The sequence below is a fragment of the Mycobacterium sp. 852014-52450_SCH5900713 genome (assembly GCF_001667075.1).
Classification (GTDB): Bacteria; Actinomycetota; Actinomycetes; order Mycobacteriales; family Mycobacteriaceae; genus Mycobacterium.
On record NZ_LZIL01000078.1, the window covers coordinates 73154 to 90263 of the forward strand.

At 68.0% G+C, this 17110-nt stretch carries 15 protein-coding genes; 7 read left to right on the forward strand and 8 right to left on the reverse strand.

Annotated elements, in window-relative coordinates:
• Nucleotides 1-57: 57 nt before the first annotated feature.
• Nucleotides 58-936 carry an LLM class flavin-dependent oxidoreductase gene (locus A5773_RS23455; protein ID WP_067261937.1) on the reverse strand — a complete coding sequence of 293 codons (879 nt, stop codon included), beginning with the start codon at nt 934-936 and terminating at the stop codon, nt 58-60.
• A 70-nt stretch (nt 937-1006) separates the two neighbouring features.
• On the opposite strand from A5773_RS23455, the gene A5773_RS23460 reads away from it, so the two are divergent.
• Together A5773_RS23460 and A5773_RS23465 are read left to right on the forward strand one after the other, a co-directional pair.
• Complete coding sequence (locus A5773_RS23460; RefSeq protein WP_066953059.1) at nt 1007-1420, forward strand: VOC family protein; 414 nt, start codon at nt 1007-1009, stop codon at nt 1418-1420.
• Between the two features lie 9 nt (nt 1421-1429).
• Nucleotides 1430-1819, forward strand: a complete 390-nt coding sequence (locus A5773_RS23465; protein WP_066953009.1) for a VOC family protein — start codon at nt 1430-1432, stop codon at nt 1817-1819.
• Nucleotides 1820-1840: 21 nt separating this feature from the next.
• Here the strand turns inward: A5773_RS23465 and A5773_RS23470 are convergent, their stop codons facing one another.
• From A5773_RS23470 to cysD, 3 genes are read right to left on the reverse strand one after another with little or no spacing between them, the layout of a single operon-like run.
• On the reverse strand, nt 1841-2326 hold the full coding sequence (locus tag A5773_RS23470; protein ID WP_066953007.1) for an RrF2 family transcriptional regulator: 486 nt from the start codon (nt 2324-2326) through the stop codon (nt 1841-1843).
• Nucleotides 2327-2384: 58 nt separating this feature from the next.
• Nucleotides 2385-4235, reverse strand: a complete 1851-nt coding sequence (cysC, locus tag A5773_RS23475) for an adenylyl-sulfate kinase (protein ID WP_066953006.1) — start codon at nt 4233-4235, stop codon at nt 2385-2387.
• The gene (cysD, locus tag A5773_RS23480; RefSeq protein WP_067792829.1) at nt 4235-5164 is read right to left on the reverse strand and encodes a sulfate adenylyltransferase subunit CysD; all 930 of its coding nucleotides are present in this window, start codon (nt 5162-5164) and stop codon (nt 4235-4237) included. The genes cysC and cysD overlap by 1 nt, the downstream gene beginning before the upstream one ends.
• Before the next feature lie 186 nt (nt 5165-5350).
• Between cysD and A5773_RS23485 the strand changes: the two genes are divergently transcribed.
• Complete coding sequence (locus A5773_RS23485; protein WP_067792832.1) at nt 5351-5788, forward strand: PaaI family thioesterase; 438 nt, start codon at nt 5351-5353, stop codon at nt 5786-5788.
• A gap of 79 nt (nt 5789-5867) precedes the next feature.
• Here the strand turns inward: A5773_RS23485 and A5773_RS23490 are convergent, their stop codons facing one another.
• Nucleotides 5868-6359 (reverse strand): carbonic anhydrase, encoded by a 492-nt coding sequence (locus tag A5773_RS23490; protein ID WP_066953000.1) that lies wholly within the window; start codon nt 6357-6359, stop codon nt 5868-5870.
• 136 nt (nt 6360-6495) lie between these two features.
• Here A5773_RS23490 and A5773_RS23495 point away from each other — a divergent pair, with 136 nt between their 5' ends.
• The 4 genes from A5773_RS23495 (at nt 6496) to A5773_RS23510 (ending at nt 11894) form a co-directional block, all read left to right on the forward strand.
• Nucleotides 6496-7473: an ABC transporter permease gene (locus tag A5773_RS23495; protein ID WP_066952998.1), complete on the forward strand. Its 978-nt coding sequence runs from the start codon at nt 6496-6498 to the stop codon at nt 7471-7473.
• Complete coding sequence (locus tag A5773_RS23500) at nt 7470-8396, forward strand: ABC transporter permease (RefSeq protein ID WP_067261945.1); 927 nt, start codon at nt 7470-7472, stop codon at nt 8394-8396. The genes A5773_RS23495 and A5773_RS23500 overlap by 4 nt, the downstream gene beginning before the upstream one ends.
• Nucleotides 8393-10231, forward strand: a complete 1839-nt coding sequence (locus A5773_RS23505) for an ABC transporter ATP-binding protein (protein ID WP_067792835.1) — start codon at nt 8393-8395, stop codon at nt 10229-10231. The genes A5773_RS23500 and A5773_RS23505 overlap by 4 nt, the downstream gene beginning before the upstream one ends.
• 67 nt (nt 10232-10298) lie before the next feature.
• Nucleotides 10299-11894, forward strand: coding sequence for an ABC transporter family substrate-binding protein (locus tag A5773_RS23510; protein WP_232001963.1), 1596 nt, complete (start codon nt 10299-10301; stop codon nt 11892-11894).
• On the opposite strand, the gene A5773_RS23515 is transcribed toward A5773_RS23510, so the two are convergent.
• From A5773_RS23515 to A5773_RS23525, 3 genes are all read right to left on the reverse strand, one after another.
• On the reverse strand, nt 11881-13122 hold the full coding sequence (locus A5773_RS23515) for an alpha/beta hydrolase (RefSeq protein ID WP_067792838.1): 1242 nt from the start codon (nt 13120-13122) through the stop codon (nt 11881-11883). The genes A5773_RS23510 and A5773_RS23515 overlap by 14 nt on opposite strands.
• 99 nt (nt 13123-13221) lie before the next feature.
• Nucleotides 13222-15843 (reverse strand): ATP-binding protein, encoded by a 2622-nt coding sequence (locus A5773_RS23520; protein WP_067792841.1) that lies wholly within the window; start codon nt 15841-15843, stop codon nt 13222-13224.
• A complete protein-coding gene (locus A5773_RS23525) occupies nt 15840-16991 on the reverse strand; it encodes an exonuclease SbcCD subunit D (protein WP_067792844.1) in 1152 nt (383 codons plus the stop codon). The genes A5773_RS23520 and A5773_RS23525 overlap by 4 nt, the downstream gene beginning before the upstream one ends.
• Between the last annotated feature and the right edge of the window lie 119 nt (nt 16992-17110).

Sequence of the window (17110 nt, forward strand, 5' to 3'; positions counted from 1 at the left end):
GGCCAGTGGCGATCGCAAGCGCGGCGTAGCCGGGCACAGCGGGTCGCCACCATCGGGCTAGAGCCGGCCGGCCACGTCCGCCGCACGGCTCAGTTGGTCGACGTCCACGCTCGTCGGGATGAGCTGTACCTCGTCGGTGCCTATGTCCTCGAACTTGCGCAGCACCGCCAGCAGCTCGTCCTCGGAACCGGCCCATCCGGTCGTCGGCGCCATGGCGTCGACGTACTCCGCCGGTATCCAGTTCATGTAGCGCCGCAGGTGGCGATGCACTTGGGCCCGGGCCTGCTCCGGCGATCCGAACGCGAACCAGAACGACGTCACCAGGTGGGGTTTCCCCTTGCCCGCCTGCCCCCACGCTTCGCGCGCGACGTCGAACAGCTCGTTCTGCTTGGCGACGTCCAGGTCCAGCGTGGTCCCGGCCAGTCCAGCGGCCCAGGACGCGGCGCTGCGGATGGTCTTGGGGCCGATGCTCCCGACGAACAGCGGCGGGCCGCCGGGCTGCACCGGCGCCGGCCCCACTGGCAGGACGGACTCCGTGAGCTTTTCGCCGGCCCACACCCGCTTCATCACGGCGACGCGGTCGGCCATCTCGCGCATGGTCTGCGTCGCCGGATCGGCGCCGACGGCGTGGTAGTCCTCGTGCCTGCCGCCCACGCCGATGCCCACGCTCAGCCGCCCGCCGCACAGCATGTCGCCGGTCGCCAGGCCCTTGGCCAGCATGACGGGGTCGTGCAGCTGCGGCACGATCACGGTCGTCAGCAGCCGCACCCGGGTCGTCCACGCCGCCAGCGCGCCCAGCAAAGTCAGATTGTCGGGGTTGTCGAACGCGATGCGCTCGCCCCAGCACAGCGACGAGAACGGGCCGGCGTCGATCGCGCGCGCCCAATTCTCCAAAACTCCCGCGTCCAAGTCCGGCTCCATCACCGGTAGCGTCATCGCAATCCGCACGACGGCGATTCTGGCATGACCGTCAACATCCGGGCGTACAAGTGGCAGCATGGAACAGATGGGTTTCACCAGCAGTTCCATCGCGCACGTCCGCCTCACCGTCACCGATATTGAGCGATCCCGGCAGTTTTACGAGAGCGTGTTCGGTTGGCCGGTGCTACTGGAGGTGCCCGACAACGCCGACGAGGCCACCCGCAGCCAGTTGAGCTTCTTGTTCGGTGGCGTCATCTACGACCTCGGCGGCACGCTGCTGGGACTGCGCCCGGTTGCAACCGATCGCTTTGACGAGGATCGCGCCGGGCTCGACCACATCGCGTTCCGGGTCGGCAGCAAGGATGAATTGGACTCCGCCGCAGCGCATCTCGATGAGCTCAGCGTTGCGCACGAGCCCGTGAAAGACATCGGACCGTCGTACATCCTGCAGTTCCGCGACCCCGACAACATCGCCCTGGAGCTCACGGCACCCAAGTAGGAGGAGGCCATGTCCATCAGTTTCAACCACACGATCGTCGCCGCCCGGGACAAGCGCGAGTCCGCCGAGTTCCTCACCGAACTGTTTGGGCTGCCCAGCCCAAAGCCGTTCGGCCACTTCATGGTTGTCGAACTCGAGCACGGCGCCACTTTGGACTATGCGGATGCTTCCGACGGCGGGAACATCCCGCGGCAGCACTATGCCTTCCTGGTGTCCGAAGAGGAATTCGACACGATCTACGGCAAGATCTCCTCGCGCGGCATGGAGCACTGGGCTGACCCGGGCGCCAATCGGCCGGGCGAGATCAACCACAGGGACGGCGGGCGCGGCGTGTACTTCCTCGATCCGTCCGGACACGCCATGGAGGTTCTCACCCGCCCGTACGGGTCGGGGGGCTGACGCTCCGGCGGGCGGCGGCGCCTACTCGCCGGCGTGCGGTGTGCCGTGCCGAACGCTCTCCTGTGCCCGATAGTCGTGGGCGAACTGCGCGACGTGCCCGGGCAGGGCATTGGCGGCGACGTCGGCTAGGGTTGTCTCCTCGAGCACCGACCGCATGCTGGCACGCAACGCCCGCCAGACGTCGGTGAGCGCCGCGGTCGGACCGGAGTAGGGCAGGTCCCCTAGCCCGATGTCGCGCACGCTCGCCAGCGGGCCGTCGATACAGCGCAATACGTCGGCGATGCTGATCTCGTCTCCGGGACGGGCCAGTTCATAGCCGCCTTCGCGGCCCCGATGGCTTTTCACCAGCCGGTCGGTGCGCAGGTTGGTCAGGATGTCGACGAGGAATTGCGGCGGTATGCCCTGCGCTTGGGCCAAGTCGTCGGTTTTCACCAATGTCCCGCTGGGGACCGTGGCGAGCTGGACCATGGCCCGCACCGCGTACTCCGCCTTCGCCGACATGCGCACTCTCAGGATTGTGCCACTCGGCGCGCGGATTGCGGTGCAGCCGGGCTGTGGCGGTGCGCTAAGCCCGCGATTCGAGCAGATCGACGATGTTGCGCGCCTGCTCCTCGACGGTACGGTCCGGCGTAAGCCGCAGGTCGGGGTTGGCCGGCGGCTGATACGGGCTGTCGATGCCGGTGAAGTGCGCGATCTCGCCCGCGCGGGCCTTGGCGTACAGGCCCTTCGGATCACGCTGCTCGCATTCTTCGATCGGGGTATCGCAGAACACCTCGACGAAGTCGAACCCCGCGGCGGCGTGCACATTACGAGCCATCTCGCGTTGCTCGGTCAGCGGGCTGATCGCCGGCACCAGCACGACGTTGCCGCAGTCGGCGAGCAACGCGGCCACATGTGCCAGCCGTCGCAGGTTCTCGGCGCGGTCGGCCATGCTGAAGCCCAGGTCGGCGTTCAAACCGTGTCGCAGGTTGTCGCCGTCGAGAACGTAAGCGGGCGTGCCCTTTTCGAGCAGCATCCGCTCGACCAGCATGGCCACCGAGGATTTACCGGAGCCGGACAGGCCGGTGAACCACACCGTCTTGCCCCGCGGCCGGGCTTCGGCGACGGCCGAAGACTTGTGCCGCACGGTGTTGGGGCTCGCCGTTTGCACCGAGACGTCGCGCAGCACCATGCCCGCGGCCACGGTGCCGTTGGTGTGCGGGTCGATGAGGATGAACGAACCGGTGCTGGCGTTGCGGGTGTACTCGTCGAGCAGCAGCGGCACCTGGGTACGCACCGAAATGCGGCCAAGCTCGTTGAGCTGCAACGCCGTTGCGGACTTGTCGCGATGCAGGGTGTTCACGTCGAGCCGGTAGTCAAGCCCGGTCACCCTCGCGCGCGTGGTACGGGTGGTGTGCTTGATGACGTAGTCGCGGCCGGGCTCCAGCGCGGCGCCGTCGGCCATCCAGCAGACGGTCGCATCGAATTCCTGCGTGACCCGGGGATGATTGTTGGTGCGGGCGATGAGATCACCGCGCGAGATGTCGATCTCGTCGGCCAGGCTCACCGACACGGCCATCGGCGGAAAAGCTTCCTCCACTGGACCATTCGGCCCTTCGATCGCGGTGATGCGGGTGGCCTTCCCGACCGGCAAAACGACGACTTCGTCTCCCGGACGCATGACCCCGCTGGCCACGGTGCCGGCGTAGCTGCGGTGGTCTTGATGCTCGCGGGTGTGCGGCCGGATGACGTACTGGACTGGGAACCGCACGTCGACCAGGTTGCGGTCACCGGCGATGTAGACCTCCTCCAGGTGCGACAGCAGCGCCGGTCCCTCGTACCAGGGCGTCTGGTCGGATTTGGTCACCACGTTGTCGCCGTGTAGCGCGGAAAGCGGGATGGTGGCCACGTCGTGCACATCCAGGCGTGCGGCGAAGGCGTGGAATTCGTCCCGGATGGCCTCGAATTTCTCCCTGTCCCAACCGATCAGGTCCATCTTGTTGACGGCGAGAACGATGTGCTGAATGCCGAGCAGCGAGGCCAGGAAGGCGTGCCGGCGGGACTGCTCCAACAGGCCGTGCCGGGCATCGACGAGCACGATCACCAGCTGGGCGGTCGACGCGCCGGTCACCATGTTGCGGGTGTACTGGATGTGGCCCGGGGTGTCGGCGATGATGAATTTCCGCTTGGGCGTTGCGAAATAGCGGTAGGCGACGTCGATGGTGATGCCCTGCTCGCGTTCGGCGCGCAAGCCGTCGGTCACCAGGGCCAGGTCGGTGTAGTCGTGGCCACGATCCTTGGACGTCTGTTCCACCGCCGCCCACTGGTCCTCCATGACGGCCTTGGAGTCGTAGAGCAGGCGGCCGATCAGCGTGGATTTGCCGTCGTCGACGGAACCCGCGGTGGCGAGGCGAAGCAGCGTGGCGGGTGTGGCCATCAGAAGTACCCCTGCCGTTTGCGGTCTTCCATCCCGGCCTCCGAGATTCGGTCGTCGGCCCTGGTCGCGCCGCGTTCGGTCAGCCGGGACACCGCCGTCTCGGCGATGACCTCTTCCACCGTCGCGGCCTCCGATTCCACGCATCCGGTGCAGGTGACGTCCCCGACGGTGCGGAAGCGCACCGTCGCTTCGAACACCGGCTCGTCGTCGCGCGGCTGCATGTGCCGGTCGACCGCCAGCAGCATGCCGTCGCGGCGGAACACCTTGCGCCGGTGGGCGTAATAGATCGAGGGCAGCCCGATGTTCTCCGCGCCGATGTAGGACCAGATGTCGAACTCGGTCCAGTTCGACAGCGGGAAGGCCCGGATGTGTTCGCCCTTGTGGTGCCGGCCGTTGTAGAGGTTCCACAGCTCGGGCCGCTGGGCCTTCGGGTCCCATTGGCCGAACTCGTCGCGGAAGCTGAACACCCGCTCCTTGGCGCGTGCCTTCTCCTCGTCGCGGCGGGCCCCGCCGAACGCCGCGTCGAACTTGTTCTCCCGAATGGCGCGCAGCAGCGTCACGGTCTGGATCGGGTTGCGTCCCTGCTTCGGCTCGACGACGCGCCCGGCGTCGATGTCCTCCTGGACCGAGGCGACCACCAGGCGCACCCGGTGCTCGGCGACCAGTTCGTCACGGGTGGCGATCACCTCGTCGAAGTTGTGGCCGGTGTCGACGTGCATCACGGGGAACGGCAACCGCCCGGGGCGGAACGCTCGCAGCGCCAGGTGCAGCATGACGATGGAGTCCTTGCCCCCCGAGAACAACAGCACGGGCCGCTCGAACTCGGCGGCCACCTCCCGGATGATGTGGATCGCTTCGGCCTCCAGCGAGCGCAGATGGCTCAACTCGTACTGGCCGGCGGCGGGGGCCGCCTTCAGATCGCTGGTCATAGCTTCCTCGGGTAAACCTGGTTGAGTCGGTCATATTTGGCAGCTTTGCCGTCCATAGCATCAGTTCGCGCCGATGGTTGTCAAGTGGCGGCCACCTCACGGCGCGGAGGGCGGCCATGCGACGTATCGCGTCAAGACCGGCGGCAGACCTTTTCCGGCCGATGCCGGGTGCGACAGCATGAACGGATGACCTCCGACCCTGCACCCGCCGGCCCGCCACCGAGCGGCCGCGACGTCATCGCGCAGTTCCTCCCCCGATCGGCGTTCGTCGCCAAGCTGGGGATCGTCGCCGACCAACTCGAGGAGCACGAGGTCAGGCTGCGTCTGCCGTGGGACCCGTCCAACGTCACGATCGGCGACATGGTCCATGGCGGGGCTATCGCCACACTCGCCGATGTGACCGTGATGGCGGCGGCGTGGTGTGGGGCCGAGGCGCCCCCGGAACTGCGGGGGGTAACCGTGTCGATGACCTTGGACTTCATGGCCCCCGCCCGGGCCACCGACGTGATCGGCGTCGGCCGGGTGCTGCGGCGCGGCCGGTCGCTGGTTAATTGCGAGGCCGAGATCATCGACGCGCAGGGCCAGCTCGTCGCGAAGGCCCTCGCCACCTACAAGGTCGGCTAGAGCCTCACCGAACGTGCACTCAGGGCGCAGAAATGGGCAATTTCTCGCCCTGAGAACGCGCTCGGTATAGGGGGCGGCGCTAGAGCGTCACTTCCTCGAGCTTGCCCGTGGCGACGTCGAAGACGAACCCGCGAAGCGAGACATGCTTGGTGACGAACGGGCTGTTCTCGATGCGGCGCAGCGACTGCCGGACGTCCTCGCCCACGTCGGGGAATGACTCGGCCGCCCATGGCGGCTTGACACCGGTCTCCTCCTGAATGGCGCGCTTGAAGTCGTCGTCGGTGAAAGTGAGCATCCCGCAGTCGGTGTGGTGGATCAGGATGATCTCGCGGGTCCCCAGCAACCGCTGGCTGATGGCGAGCGAGCGGATGACGTCGTCGGTGGCGACTCCGCCGGCGTTGCGGATGACGTGCGCCTCGCCCTCGTTGAGGCCGAGGAGGCGGTAGACGTCGAGCCGGGCATCCATACACGCGACCACCGCGACGTGTTTGCTCGGCGGCATGGGCAGCGGGCCCTGGAAGCCGCTCGCGTATTGGGCGTTGTTGGACAGGTAGTCATCGGTAACCGTCACGCGCGCCTCCTCGGGATATCGCGGGCTGAACGTAGCAACTAACCACCCGTAATTCACTCATGAGAATCAGCCGGATCACAAGGACGGGCCCGGCTCGTTAACCTGTCCCAATGCGAGGCGGGCGGTGCGGTCGGGGATGATCCGCTTCTTGGCGCGCCGATTGCTCAACTACGTCGTGCTGCTGGCGCTGGCGTCGTTTCTGACGTTCTGCCTGACGTCGGTGGCGTTCCGGCCACTGGACAGCCTATTGCAGCGCAGTCCGCGTCCGCCGCAGTCGGTGATCGACGCGAAGGCCCATGCGCTCAACTTGGACAAGCCGATACCGATCCGCTACGCGCAGTGGGCTTCGCACGCCGTTCGCGGCGACTTCGGAAAGACCATCACCGGACAGCCCGTCGGCGCCACCCTCTGGCGCCGCGTCGGGGTCACCCTGCGGCTCCTGGTCGTCGGGTCGCTGGCCGGCACGGTCCTGGGCATCGTCGCCGGCGCCTGGGGAGCCATCCGCCAGTACCGACTGAGTGACCGCCTTGTCACGATGGTGGCGCTGCTGGTCCTGAGCACCCCGACGTTCGTCATCGCCAGCCTGTTGATCCTTGGTGCGCTGCGGGTGAACTGGGCTTTGGGCGTGCACCTCTTCGATTACACCGGGGAAACCTCGCCGGGGGTGAGCGGCGGGCTCGGACACCATTTGGTGGACCGGTTGCGGCATTTGATCCTGCCCACGCTCACCCTGACGCTGGCCGCCGCCGCCGGATACAGCCGTTATCAGCGCAACGCGATGCTCGACGTTCTGGGCCAGGATTTCATTCGCACCGCGCGCGCCAAAGGACTCACCCGCCGCCGCGCCTTGGTCAAGCACGGGTTGCGTACGGCGCTCATACCGTTAGCCACCCTGTTCGCCTACGGGGTGGCCGGGCTGGTCACCGGTGCGGTGTTCGTGGAAAAGATCTTCGGCTGGCACGGCATGGGTGAATGGCTGGTACAGGGCATCGCCACACAGGACACCTACATCATCGCCGCGATCACGCTGTTCTCGGGCACGGTGGTGCTGCTGGCCGGCCTGCTGTCCGACGTCTTCTACGCCGCGCTCGATCCGAGGGTGCGGGTGTCATGACGACCGAACCCAAAGTGGAAGGCGCTCAGGGCCTCTCGGCACCCAAGGCAACGGAGTTCACCTCGCGCCGGAAACTCGTGCTGCGCAGGTTCCTCCGCAACCGCTTGGCGGTCGTGTCACTAACGCTGCTGGTGCTGCTGTTCGTCGGCTGCTACGCGCTGCCTGCGGTGCTGCCCTATTCCTATGACGACCTCGACTTCGACGCGCTGCTGCAACCACCGAACAGCCGGCACTGGTTGGGGACCAACGCGCTGGGGCAGGACTTGTTGGCGCAGATCCTGCGGGGCATGCAGAAGTCGATGCTGATCGGTGTCTGCGTGGCGGTCATCTCGACCGGCATCGCCGCCACGGTCGGGTCGATCGCCGGTTATTTCGGTGGCTGGCGCGACCGGGCGCTGATGTGGCTGGTTGACCTGCTGCTGGTGGTGCCCAGCTTCATCCTCATCGCCATCGTCACACCGCGAACCAAGAGCTCGGCCAACATCCTGATGCTCGTCTTGCTGCTGGCCGGATTCGGGTGGATGATCAGCTCGCGCATGGTGCGCGGCATGACCATGAGTCTGCGCGAACGCGAATTCATCAGGGCCGCAAGGTACATGGGGGTTTCCAGCCGTCGGATCATCCTCGGCCACGTGGTACCGAACGTGGCCTCCATCTTGATCATCGATGCCGCCCTCAACGTCGCCTCGGCCATCCTGGCCGAGACCGGGCTCAGCTTTCTCGGATTCGGCATTCAGCCGCCCGATGTGTCGTTGGGCACGTTGATCGCCAATGGCACCCAGTCCGCGACCACCTTTCCGTGGGTGTTCCTGTTCCCGGCGGGCGTGCTGGTTTTGATCCTGGTGTGCGCCAACGTGACCGGCGACGGCCTGCGCGACGCCCTGGACCCCGGCAGCGGCATGCTGCGAGGCGGCGCCCGGTGAGCGCGCTGCTGGAGGTGACCGACCTGGCCGTCACCTTTCCGACGGACGGCGAACCGGTGACCGCGGTGCGCGGGATCAGTTACAGCATCGCCCCGGGTGAGGTCGTGGCCATGGTCGGCGAATCGGGCTCCGGCAAGTCGGTTTCGGCGATGGCGGTGGTGGGCCTGCTGCCGGAGTACGCGCGGGTGCACGGCTCGGTGCGGCTGCACGACACCGAGCTGCTGGGCCTCGGCGACGACGCGATGTCGCGGTTCCGCGGCAAGACGGTCGGCATGGTGTTCCAGGATCCGATGTCGGCGCTGACGCCCGTTTACACCGTCGGCGACCAGATCGCCGAGGCGATCGAAATTCACCAGCCGCACGTGGGCAAGAGCGCCGCCCGCCGGCGCGCGGTGGAGCTGCTCGAGCTGGTGGGCATCGCGCAGCCGGAACGGCGCGCGCGGGCGTTTCCGCACGAGCTGTCCGGCGGCGAACGGCAGCGGGTGGTCATCGCGATCGCGATCGCCAACGACCCGGATCTGCTGATCTGTGACGAACCCACCACCGCACTGGACGTCACCGTGCAGGCGCAGATTCTCGAGGTGCTCAAGACGGCGCGCGACGTCACCGGCGCGGGAGTGCTGATCATCACCCATGACCTGGGTGTTGTCGCCGAGTTCGCCGACCGGGCGCTGGTGATGTACGCCGGCCGGGTCGTCGAATCCGCCGGGGTGCAAGGCCTTTACCGCGATCGCCAAATGCCCTACACCGTTGGGCTATTGGGCTCCGTTCCGCGACTGGACGCGGCCCAGGGCACCCGGCTGGTCCCCATCCCCGGCGCCCCCCCGTCGTTGGTGGGGCTGGAGCCCGGCTGCCCCTTCGCGCCGCGCTGCCCTCTGGTCATCGACGAATGCCGAGCGGACGAACCGGAGTTGCTCCCAGTCGGGGTGGATCACCGCGCGGCCTGCATCCGCACCGACCGGGTGAACGGGCGCAGCGCCGCGGACATCTACGGGGTTAACACCGAGGCCCCCCGAACCGAATCCGGCGACTCGTCGGTCGTCGTGCGCGTGCGCGATCTGGTCAAGACGTACCGGCTCACGAAGGGGGTGGTGTTGCGCCGCACCGTCGGTGAGGTCCGCGCGGTCGACGGCGTCAGTTTCGAGCTGCGCCAGGGCCGCACGCTGGGCATCGTCGGCGAGTCCGGCTCCGGCAAGTCGACCACCCTGCACGAGATCCTCGAACTCGTTGCACCGCAATCGGGTTCGATCGAAGTGCTCGGTACCGATGTCGCGACCCTGAGCGCCTCCCGCCGGCGATCGTTGCGACGCGACATCCAGGTGGTGTTCCAAGACCCGGTGGCCGCGCTGGACCCCCGCCTGCCGGTGTTCGACCTGATCGCTGAACCGTTGCTGGCCAACGGCTTCGACAAAGACCGGACGAACGCGCGCGTCGCAGAGCTGCTCGACATCGTGGGGTTGCGCCGGGCCGACGCCGCCCGCTATCCGGCCGAGTTCTCCGGTGGGCAGAAGCAGCGCATCGGCATCGCCCGGGCGCTGGCATTGCAACCGAAGATCCTGGCGCTCGACGAGCCGGTGTCCGCCCTCGACGTCTCCATCCAGGCCGGCATCATCAACCTGCTGCTCGACCTGCAGGAGCGGTTCGGCCTGTCGTATCTGTTCGTGTCCCATGACCTTTCGGTGGTCAAACACCTCGCTCACCAGGTGGTGGTGATGTATGCCGGCGCGATCGTGGAGCAGGGCGACAGCCGGCAGGTGTTCGGCAGTCCGCAGCACGATTACACCCGGCAACTTTTGGGCGCCGTGCCACGAGCGGATCTGGGCAAACGTGTCTAGGCGGGTCGCGACGGCGCTTTTCGTTGTAGCGCTTACGGTTTCCGGATGCTCACCGGCCATCAACGTCATGCCGGAAACCGGCCACAACGCCGCCGAGATCGGCACCAGCAGCGATATCAACCCCCAGGATCCCGCCACATTGCGGGACGGCGGCAGCCTGCGGCTGGCGCTCAGTGATTTTCCGCCCAACTTCAACATCCTGCACATCGACGGCAATTCGGCCGAAGTGGCCGCCATGATGAAGGCCACCTTGCCACGGGCATTCATCATCGGCGCCGACGGTTCGACCACGGTCGACACCGACTACTTCACCAGCGTCGCACTCACCGGCACCGCACCGCAGGTGGTGACCTACACGATCAACCCGAAGGCGGTGTGGTCCGACGGCACCCCGATCACGTGGGAAGACATCGCCAGCCAAATCCACGCGCTGAGCGGAGCGGACAAGACGTTCGAAATCGCGGGACCCAGCGGCGCCGACCGGGTCGCGTCGGTCACCCGGGGCGTCGATGACCGGCAGGCCGTCATGACCTTCGCCAAACCGTATGCCGAGTGGCGCGGCATGTTCGCCGGCAACGGCATGCTGCTCCCCAAGAGCGTCACGGCCACGCCGGAGGCGTTCAACAAGGGCCAACTGGATGCGCCCGGCCCGTCGGCCGGCCCCTTCATCGTCACGTCGCTGGACCGGACCACCCAACGGATCGTGTTGTCCCGCAACCCGAAATGGTGGGGCGCCCGTCCGCGCCTGGACAACATCACCTACCTGGTGCTGGATGACGCCGCGCGGCTGCCCGCGCTGCAGAACAACACCATCGACGCGTCGGGTGTCGGTACGGTCGACCAGCTGACCATCGCGCAGCGTACGAAAGGGATCTCGATCCGGCGGGCCCCGGCACCCGCGTGGTCTCACTTCACGTTCAACGGTGCGCCCGGGTCGATCCTCGCCGACAAGGCGCTGCGCCTCGCGGTCGCCAAGGGCATCGACCGGCGCACCATCGCCAAGGTCGTCCAATACGGCCTCACCAGTGATCCGGTGGCGTTGGGCAACCACATCTATGTCGCCGGGCAGAAGGGCTACCAGGACAACAGCGCGGTCGTCCCGTACGACCCGGACGAGGCCAAGCGGGAGCTCGACGCGTTGGGCTGGAAGCTCAACGGCCAGTTCCGCGAGAAGGACGGTCGCCCGCTGGTCATCCGCGATCTGTTCTATGACGCCCAGGGCAGCCGGCAGTTCGCCCAGATCGCGCAGCACAGTCTCGCCCAGATCGGCGTCAAGCTCGAACTGGTGTCCAGGTCCGGCAGCGGTTTCTTCACCAACTACATCAACGTCGGGGATTTCGACATCGCCCAATTCGGTTGGCTCGGTGACGCTTTCCCGCTCTCGGCGCTGACCCAGATCTACCTATCCGGCGGGGAAAGCAACTTCGGCAAGATCGGCAGCCCGCAGATCGACGCGGCGATCGAACGGACCCTCGAAGAACTCGACCCCGGCAAGGCGCGGGCGTTGGCCAACGATCTCGACAAACTCATCTGGGCCGAGGGGTTCAGCCTGCCGCTGACACAATCGCCGGGCGACGTCGCGGTACGCAGCACGCTGGCCAATTTCGGCGCCGCCGGGCTCGGCGACCTGCGCTACACCGCCATCGGATTCATGCGCGGCTGACCCGGCGTAGCGGCGCCGGGATCGGCAGGATGCCCTCCACCGCGGCCGCCACCCCGATCGCCTTCCACAGCAGGCGCAGCTCGGGGCGCGGCGGAAGCGCGTCGAGCGCCGGGGCTTTCGCGGCGAGCCCGTCGAATTCGCCCCGCGACACCGCCTGGGCGATGGCGATCGCGGCGGGCTCACGGAAGTCCAGCGCGCTGTGCGCCATGGTGGGCAGCTTCAACAGCACCGCGTGCGGCAGCAGTGCGGCGACGCGCTCGGCGACCGCCGGCGGGGTGATGAGGTCGCGACCGCCGGAAACCACCGCGGTGGGCCAGCCGAAATGCGGCATCTCGGCCACCAGGTCATAGGGCTCGTCCTCGAATGTCGCCGTCTGCGTGCGCGCCTCGCGTTCCGCCACGGCCGGGTCCAGCGGAAGCCCGTCGGGTTCGGCGGCGTAGTCGAGTTCGCGGAACGCGATGCGGCTCACCAGGTCTTCCTCGTAGCGATATGGCAGGTTGCTCAGGGTGGTGAACCGGGACATCACCCACCACAACAGCTTTCGGCCATCCAGCAGCAGGTCGAGTTCGCGCTCGAGCAGGCCGGCGCCGCCGTAGCCGTAGATCGTCGCGACCACCTGGGTGGCCGCCGCGGTCATCACCCCGGCGTCGACGAGCTTGCGCATTTTGGGCGCCAGCGCGGCGGTTTCGGGGCTATCGCCCCTGAGCAGGAGCCGACGAATCGCGCGGCGCACGATCACAATGTCATGCCGCGACAGCAACGGAGAGTCCAGGATCATCGCCCGCACCCGGCCGGGATGGCGCACACCGAACCCGGAGGCGATGTAGGTGCCGTACGACGCGCCGTAGATGTCGGCCGAGTCGACGTGGGCGTCGTCGAGCACGGCGGCGATGTCGTCGACAACCTGGTTCACGGTGATCGCTCCGGGGGGCAGGTCTGCGCCCGCGTCGTCGTGGCGCGACATACCCACCCCGCGGTGTTCGATCATGATGACGTCCAGGCCGGCAGCGGCGGCGCGGCCTCGCAGGCCCTTGTACATCTGCACCGACGCCACGCCGGGACCGCCCGGGATGATGACCAGCGGGTGCGCCGACTTGCGGCCGGTGCGCACGTAGTACAGATCGAACTCTTCGCTGGTTTCCGGCGAGATCGGCCGACGCACGGGCCGCACCCCGGGCAACGCCGCGAGCTTCTCCTGCACCCGGCGCCGTTTCGCATTCATCGTCATCGGTGTCGGCCCGCCATGATCCCATTCTGCCGGGACGGCCGGCGGGCTTCGCCGCGCCGGTCCACAGGCGGGGGTTCGACGCAGCTCAGCGGGTTCGCGCTAAGCGCTGAGATCGATGCGGTGCGCGCCCTTGACGCCGTCGTACCGGTCCGGACTGCAGGTGAGCACGATTACCTGACCGTGCGTGCCGACCGTGTCGAACACCTCCCCCATCTTCGCCAGCCGGTCGGGATCGGTGAACCCCAGCGCGTCGTCGACCACCACCGGAACGGCGTCCTCCTTGGCGACCAGGGCGGCGCCGGCCAGCCGCGCCAGGATGCCGAGCTGCTCCTTGGCTCCGCCGGAGAGGGATTCGTAGGGCACCGTGACGCCGTCGAGGGTGCGGCTGCGGATGCACAGGTCGCTGTCGATGTCGACCTCGAACGTGGGCCCGAACACCGGCCGGCCGAGCCTTTCCAGTTCCGCGCGGTAGGGCTCGACGTAGCGCTGCCGGGTGGTGTCACGGTGGCGCGTCATCACCGAGCGCAACAGCCGCGCCGCACGGGCCCGGCTGCCGACCCGGATGTGCTCGCTGGCGGCATGCTCACGTTCGGTCTCCGCGGCATCGAGCTTCCCCTGGCGTCCCTCGCTGCCGAACACCGAGAGTTCGATGGTGATCTCGCGCAATGCGCGCGCGGCCTCTTCGTAGCGTTCGCGAAGTTCCTCAGCTTCCTTGGTAGCAGAGGTCAATTCGCTGTGCACCGCGTCCGGATTCGCCGCTGCAAGGCCGTCGGCGAACTCGGCGTGGCGACGTTCGGCGGCCCGCGCCGCTTGCAGCGCCGCGTCCGCCGAGGCCGCGAGCTCGTCATCGCCGGCCGATGCCCGCTCCCGGGCCAGCCGGTCGGTGGCGGCGTCGAGCTCGCCGCGTTGCGTCTGCAACGTGTTGTGGAGAACCGTTGCGCGGGTTGCCAACTCGGTGAGCCGGGCGGATTCGGCGGTGGCGGTCCGACGGCGGTCGTCGCACTCCGCCAGCGCGGCCAGGTGAGCCTTCTCGAGGGCATCGAGTTCGTCGCGGGCCGCGCCGACGTCCGCCGGGGGGAAGCCGGCCTCGGCCGGTTGCGCGGCACGCAGCTCCGCGAGTCGCGCGCGCAGTTGGTCGATCTCCTGGTCGCCGCACAGGCCGGCCAGGGTTGCGCTCAGCTGGTCGCGGTTGCCCTGCAGTTCTCGGCGACGCTGATCGGCGGATCGAGCGGCGGCGAGGTCGACCACCCGGGCAGCGGATAACGCGGCGGCCAATTCTTCTTGTGCGGCAGTGTGTTTCGCTTGAACATCGAGCGCCGTCGCGCCCGGACTGACCCGCGCGGTCAGTATGCCGGGAACCTGGACCGAGGTGGGTCCGGTGGCCGTGATGGACCAGGTTTGGCCCGCGGACAGCGACACACGTTGCTCGCCGATGGAGAGTTCGATGTCCGCGGCGGCGGTGAACTCGACCGCGGCGGACGTCGACGCCAACTGGTCGCCGATGCGATCGGCAGCGGCGGCGGCGTTCTCGATTCGCCGCAGCAGCTGCTCGGTGATGGCGATCTCGCTGAGTGCCGCGCACACTTGATCGCGGTCCCGCCGGATTGCCTCGACCTTGTCCACTCGGGCGCTCAACCGGTCGGCTTCTTCGCGGTCGGTTTGCTCAGCGACGGCACGCCGGGCGGATTCGACGCCGAGTTGCAAGGCAGCGAGGGCCGCGGCGGCCTCTTGGGTCGCGGCGTCGGCGGCGTCGGCCCCGGCGCGCGCCGCGTCGCGCGCGTCGGCGGCGGCCTGCGCTTCGGCCTCGGCGGTAGCGACAACGGCTGTGCGGGTGCTGATTTCGGCGAGCAGTTGCAGGCGTGAGTGGTGGGCGGTTGTCGCGGCGGCGCTCGTCGCCGCTGCCGCGGCGGCGATCAACTCGGCCTCCCGCGCCTGGCCGGTGAGTTCGTCGATCTTCTCCGCGGCCTCCTGCGCGGCGGCGAGCCGGGGGCGGGCAGCGATGCGCTGCTGGGACAACTCCGCGACCCGTTCGGTCAGGGCGGCATGCCGGCACACCCGCTCGTCGACCTCGGCGACCGCCGCCGCGTACTCGGCGACCGCGGCTTCTGCGTCGGCCAGTCGCGCGATCGCCGCAGCCCATTCGCCCGTCGGACGCCCGGTTGCGGTGAAATAGCGTCCATATTCCGCGTCGATTCGCTCGATGAGCAACGGTTCGGTGCCCGACAGCGCCCCGGTGTCGCCGGCCGCCACATCGAGCGCGCGTGAGAGTGCATCGCAGCCCGAGAGATCCACCGCGGCGGTTGATGCGGACTGCAGCACCCGCTGGGCATGCCACAGGTCGCTGTCCACCGTCTCGGCCAGCATCGCGCGGACACGTTCGTGCGCCTCGTCGCCGGTGAGCTGCTCGCGGTGCGGGGCCTGAATCGTCAGCTCGGTTTCACATTTCTTATGGAACCGCTTCCGATAGATGAATCGATAAGGGCCGCAGCTCAATTCGGCGCTCACCTCGGAGCCGACATCACTGTTGGTGGGCTTGACCTGCTTGACTTCCTTCTTCGTCGAGCGGTCCCTGGACTCCAGCAGTAGGTCCAGGGCTTCGACCATCGACGACTTGCCGATCTCGTTGGCGCCGAACACCACGACGACGCCATGATCGGGAAACTCGATCTCCCGGTGCGTGATGCCGCGGTAGTTCGTCAGGATCAGGCGGTGCAACTTCATGCGGCACCCCGATCGGTGAGCCGTAGTAACAGCGCCAGCGCCGCCTGCGCGTCAACGGCGGTCTCGGAATCACCTTCGCGCGCCGTTGCCACGAGCTCGTCCACCGCCGCGGCGGCGAATCCCCCGATACCGAGATCGCTGAATTCGCCATCGGCCGGAATGACCGCCAGGTCGGTGCGGCGTTCCCACAGGCCGAGCCAGGCGTACAGCCGCGCGTACTTGTCCAGGCACGCGTCCAGCGCGGCGCGGTCGGTGACCGTCAGCGACCCGGTGAGCGCCAACCGCACCACGGTGCGGTCCTTTTCGGTCATCAAGTCCAAGTTGACGTCCAGGTCGGCGATGTCGCGCCGAGTGTCGACCTGTCGGTGCATGGTGACGAAGCGCCAGCGGCCGACATGTCGCGATTCCACCGTGACGGCCCGGCGCGGATCGGCTTCGTCGATCTCGACGATGAGGACGTGGCCTGGGTCCGATTCCACGTCGTCGAAGTTGGTGACTTCGGGCGCCCCGGAGTACCAGACCCGGCCGCTGTTCCCGACGTGCGTGCGGGAATGCTTGTCCCCCAGTGCCACATAGTGCACCGTGCCGGTCACCAGCGCGTCGTCGAGCGCGGCGAGCCGGATCAGGGAGGGCTTGTCGCGATCGGGGTCCAGCACGTCGACCCCGCCGTGGGCGACCAGGATCCGGGTGACCGGTTCCGGCGTCAGGGCTTCAAGGACTTCCGCGACCAGGTCGGTGGTCGGGGCCTTGGACCGCCAAGGCGCGGCGACGATCTCCAGCCCGGGCCTGACCTGGTGCACGCCTGCCCGGTCGAGCACCACCACGCTGTCGGGGCGTTCGGCGGTGAACAGCGCGCTGGTGTACACCGAGGACGCGTCCAGCGGATCGTGGTTGCCCGGCAGCAGGTAGACGGGAATCCCGATGGCGCGCATGGCTTCCAGGGACTGCCCGACAACCTGCGGGGGAAGCTGGTTGTGTTCGAAGACATCACCGGACACCACGACGAACTCGGCACCCACCTCCGCCGCCAGCGCCCCCAACCCGGCCACCGCATCCCGCCGGGCCGCGGAGTATCGCGGCTGGGCGTCGCCGGCGAGGAAATGCCGGGTCATCCCGAGCTGCCAGTCGGCGGTGTGCAGGAATCGCATGGCGGTGGCCTCCTTTCGAACTGCGTGGTTACCAGGGCATTGCGAGCTTAAGTCCGCACACCGACAAGACGCGGGACCTCGCCCGGCAGGTCTCCGAGCGGGTACGCCGCCGCGCGCTC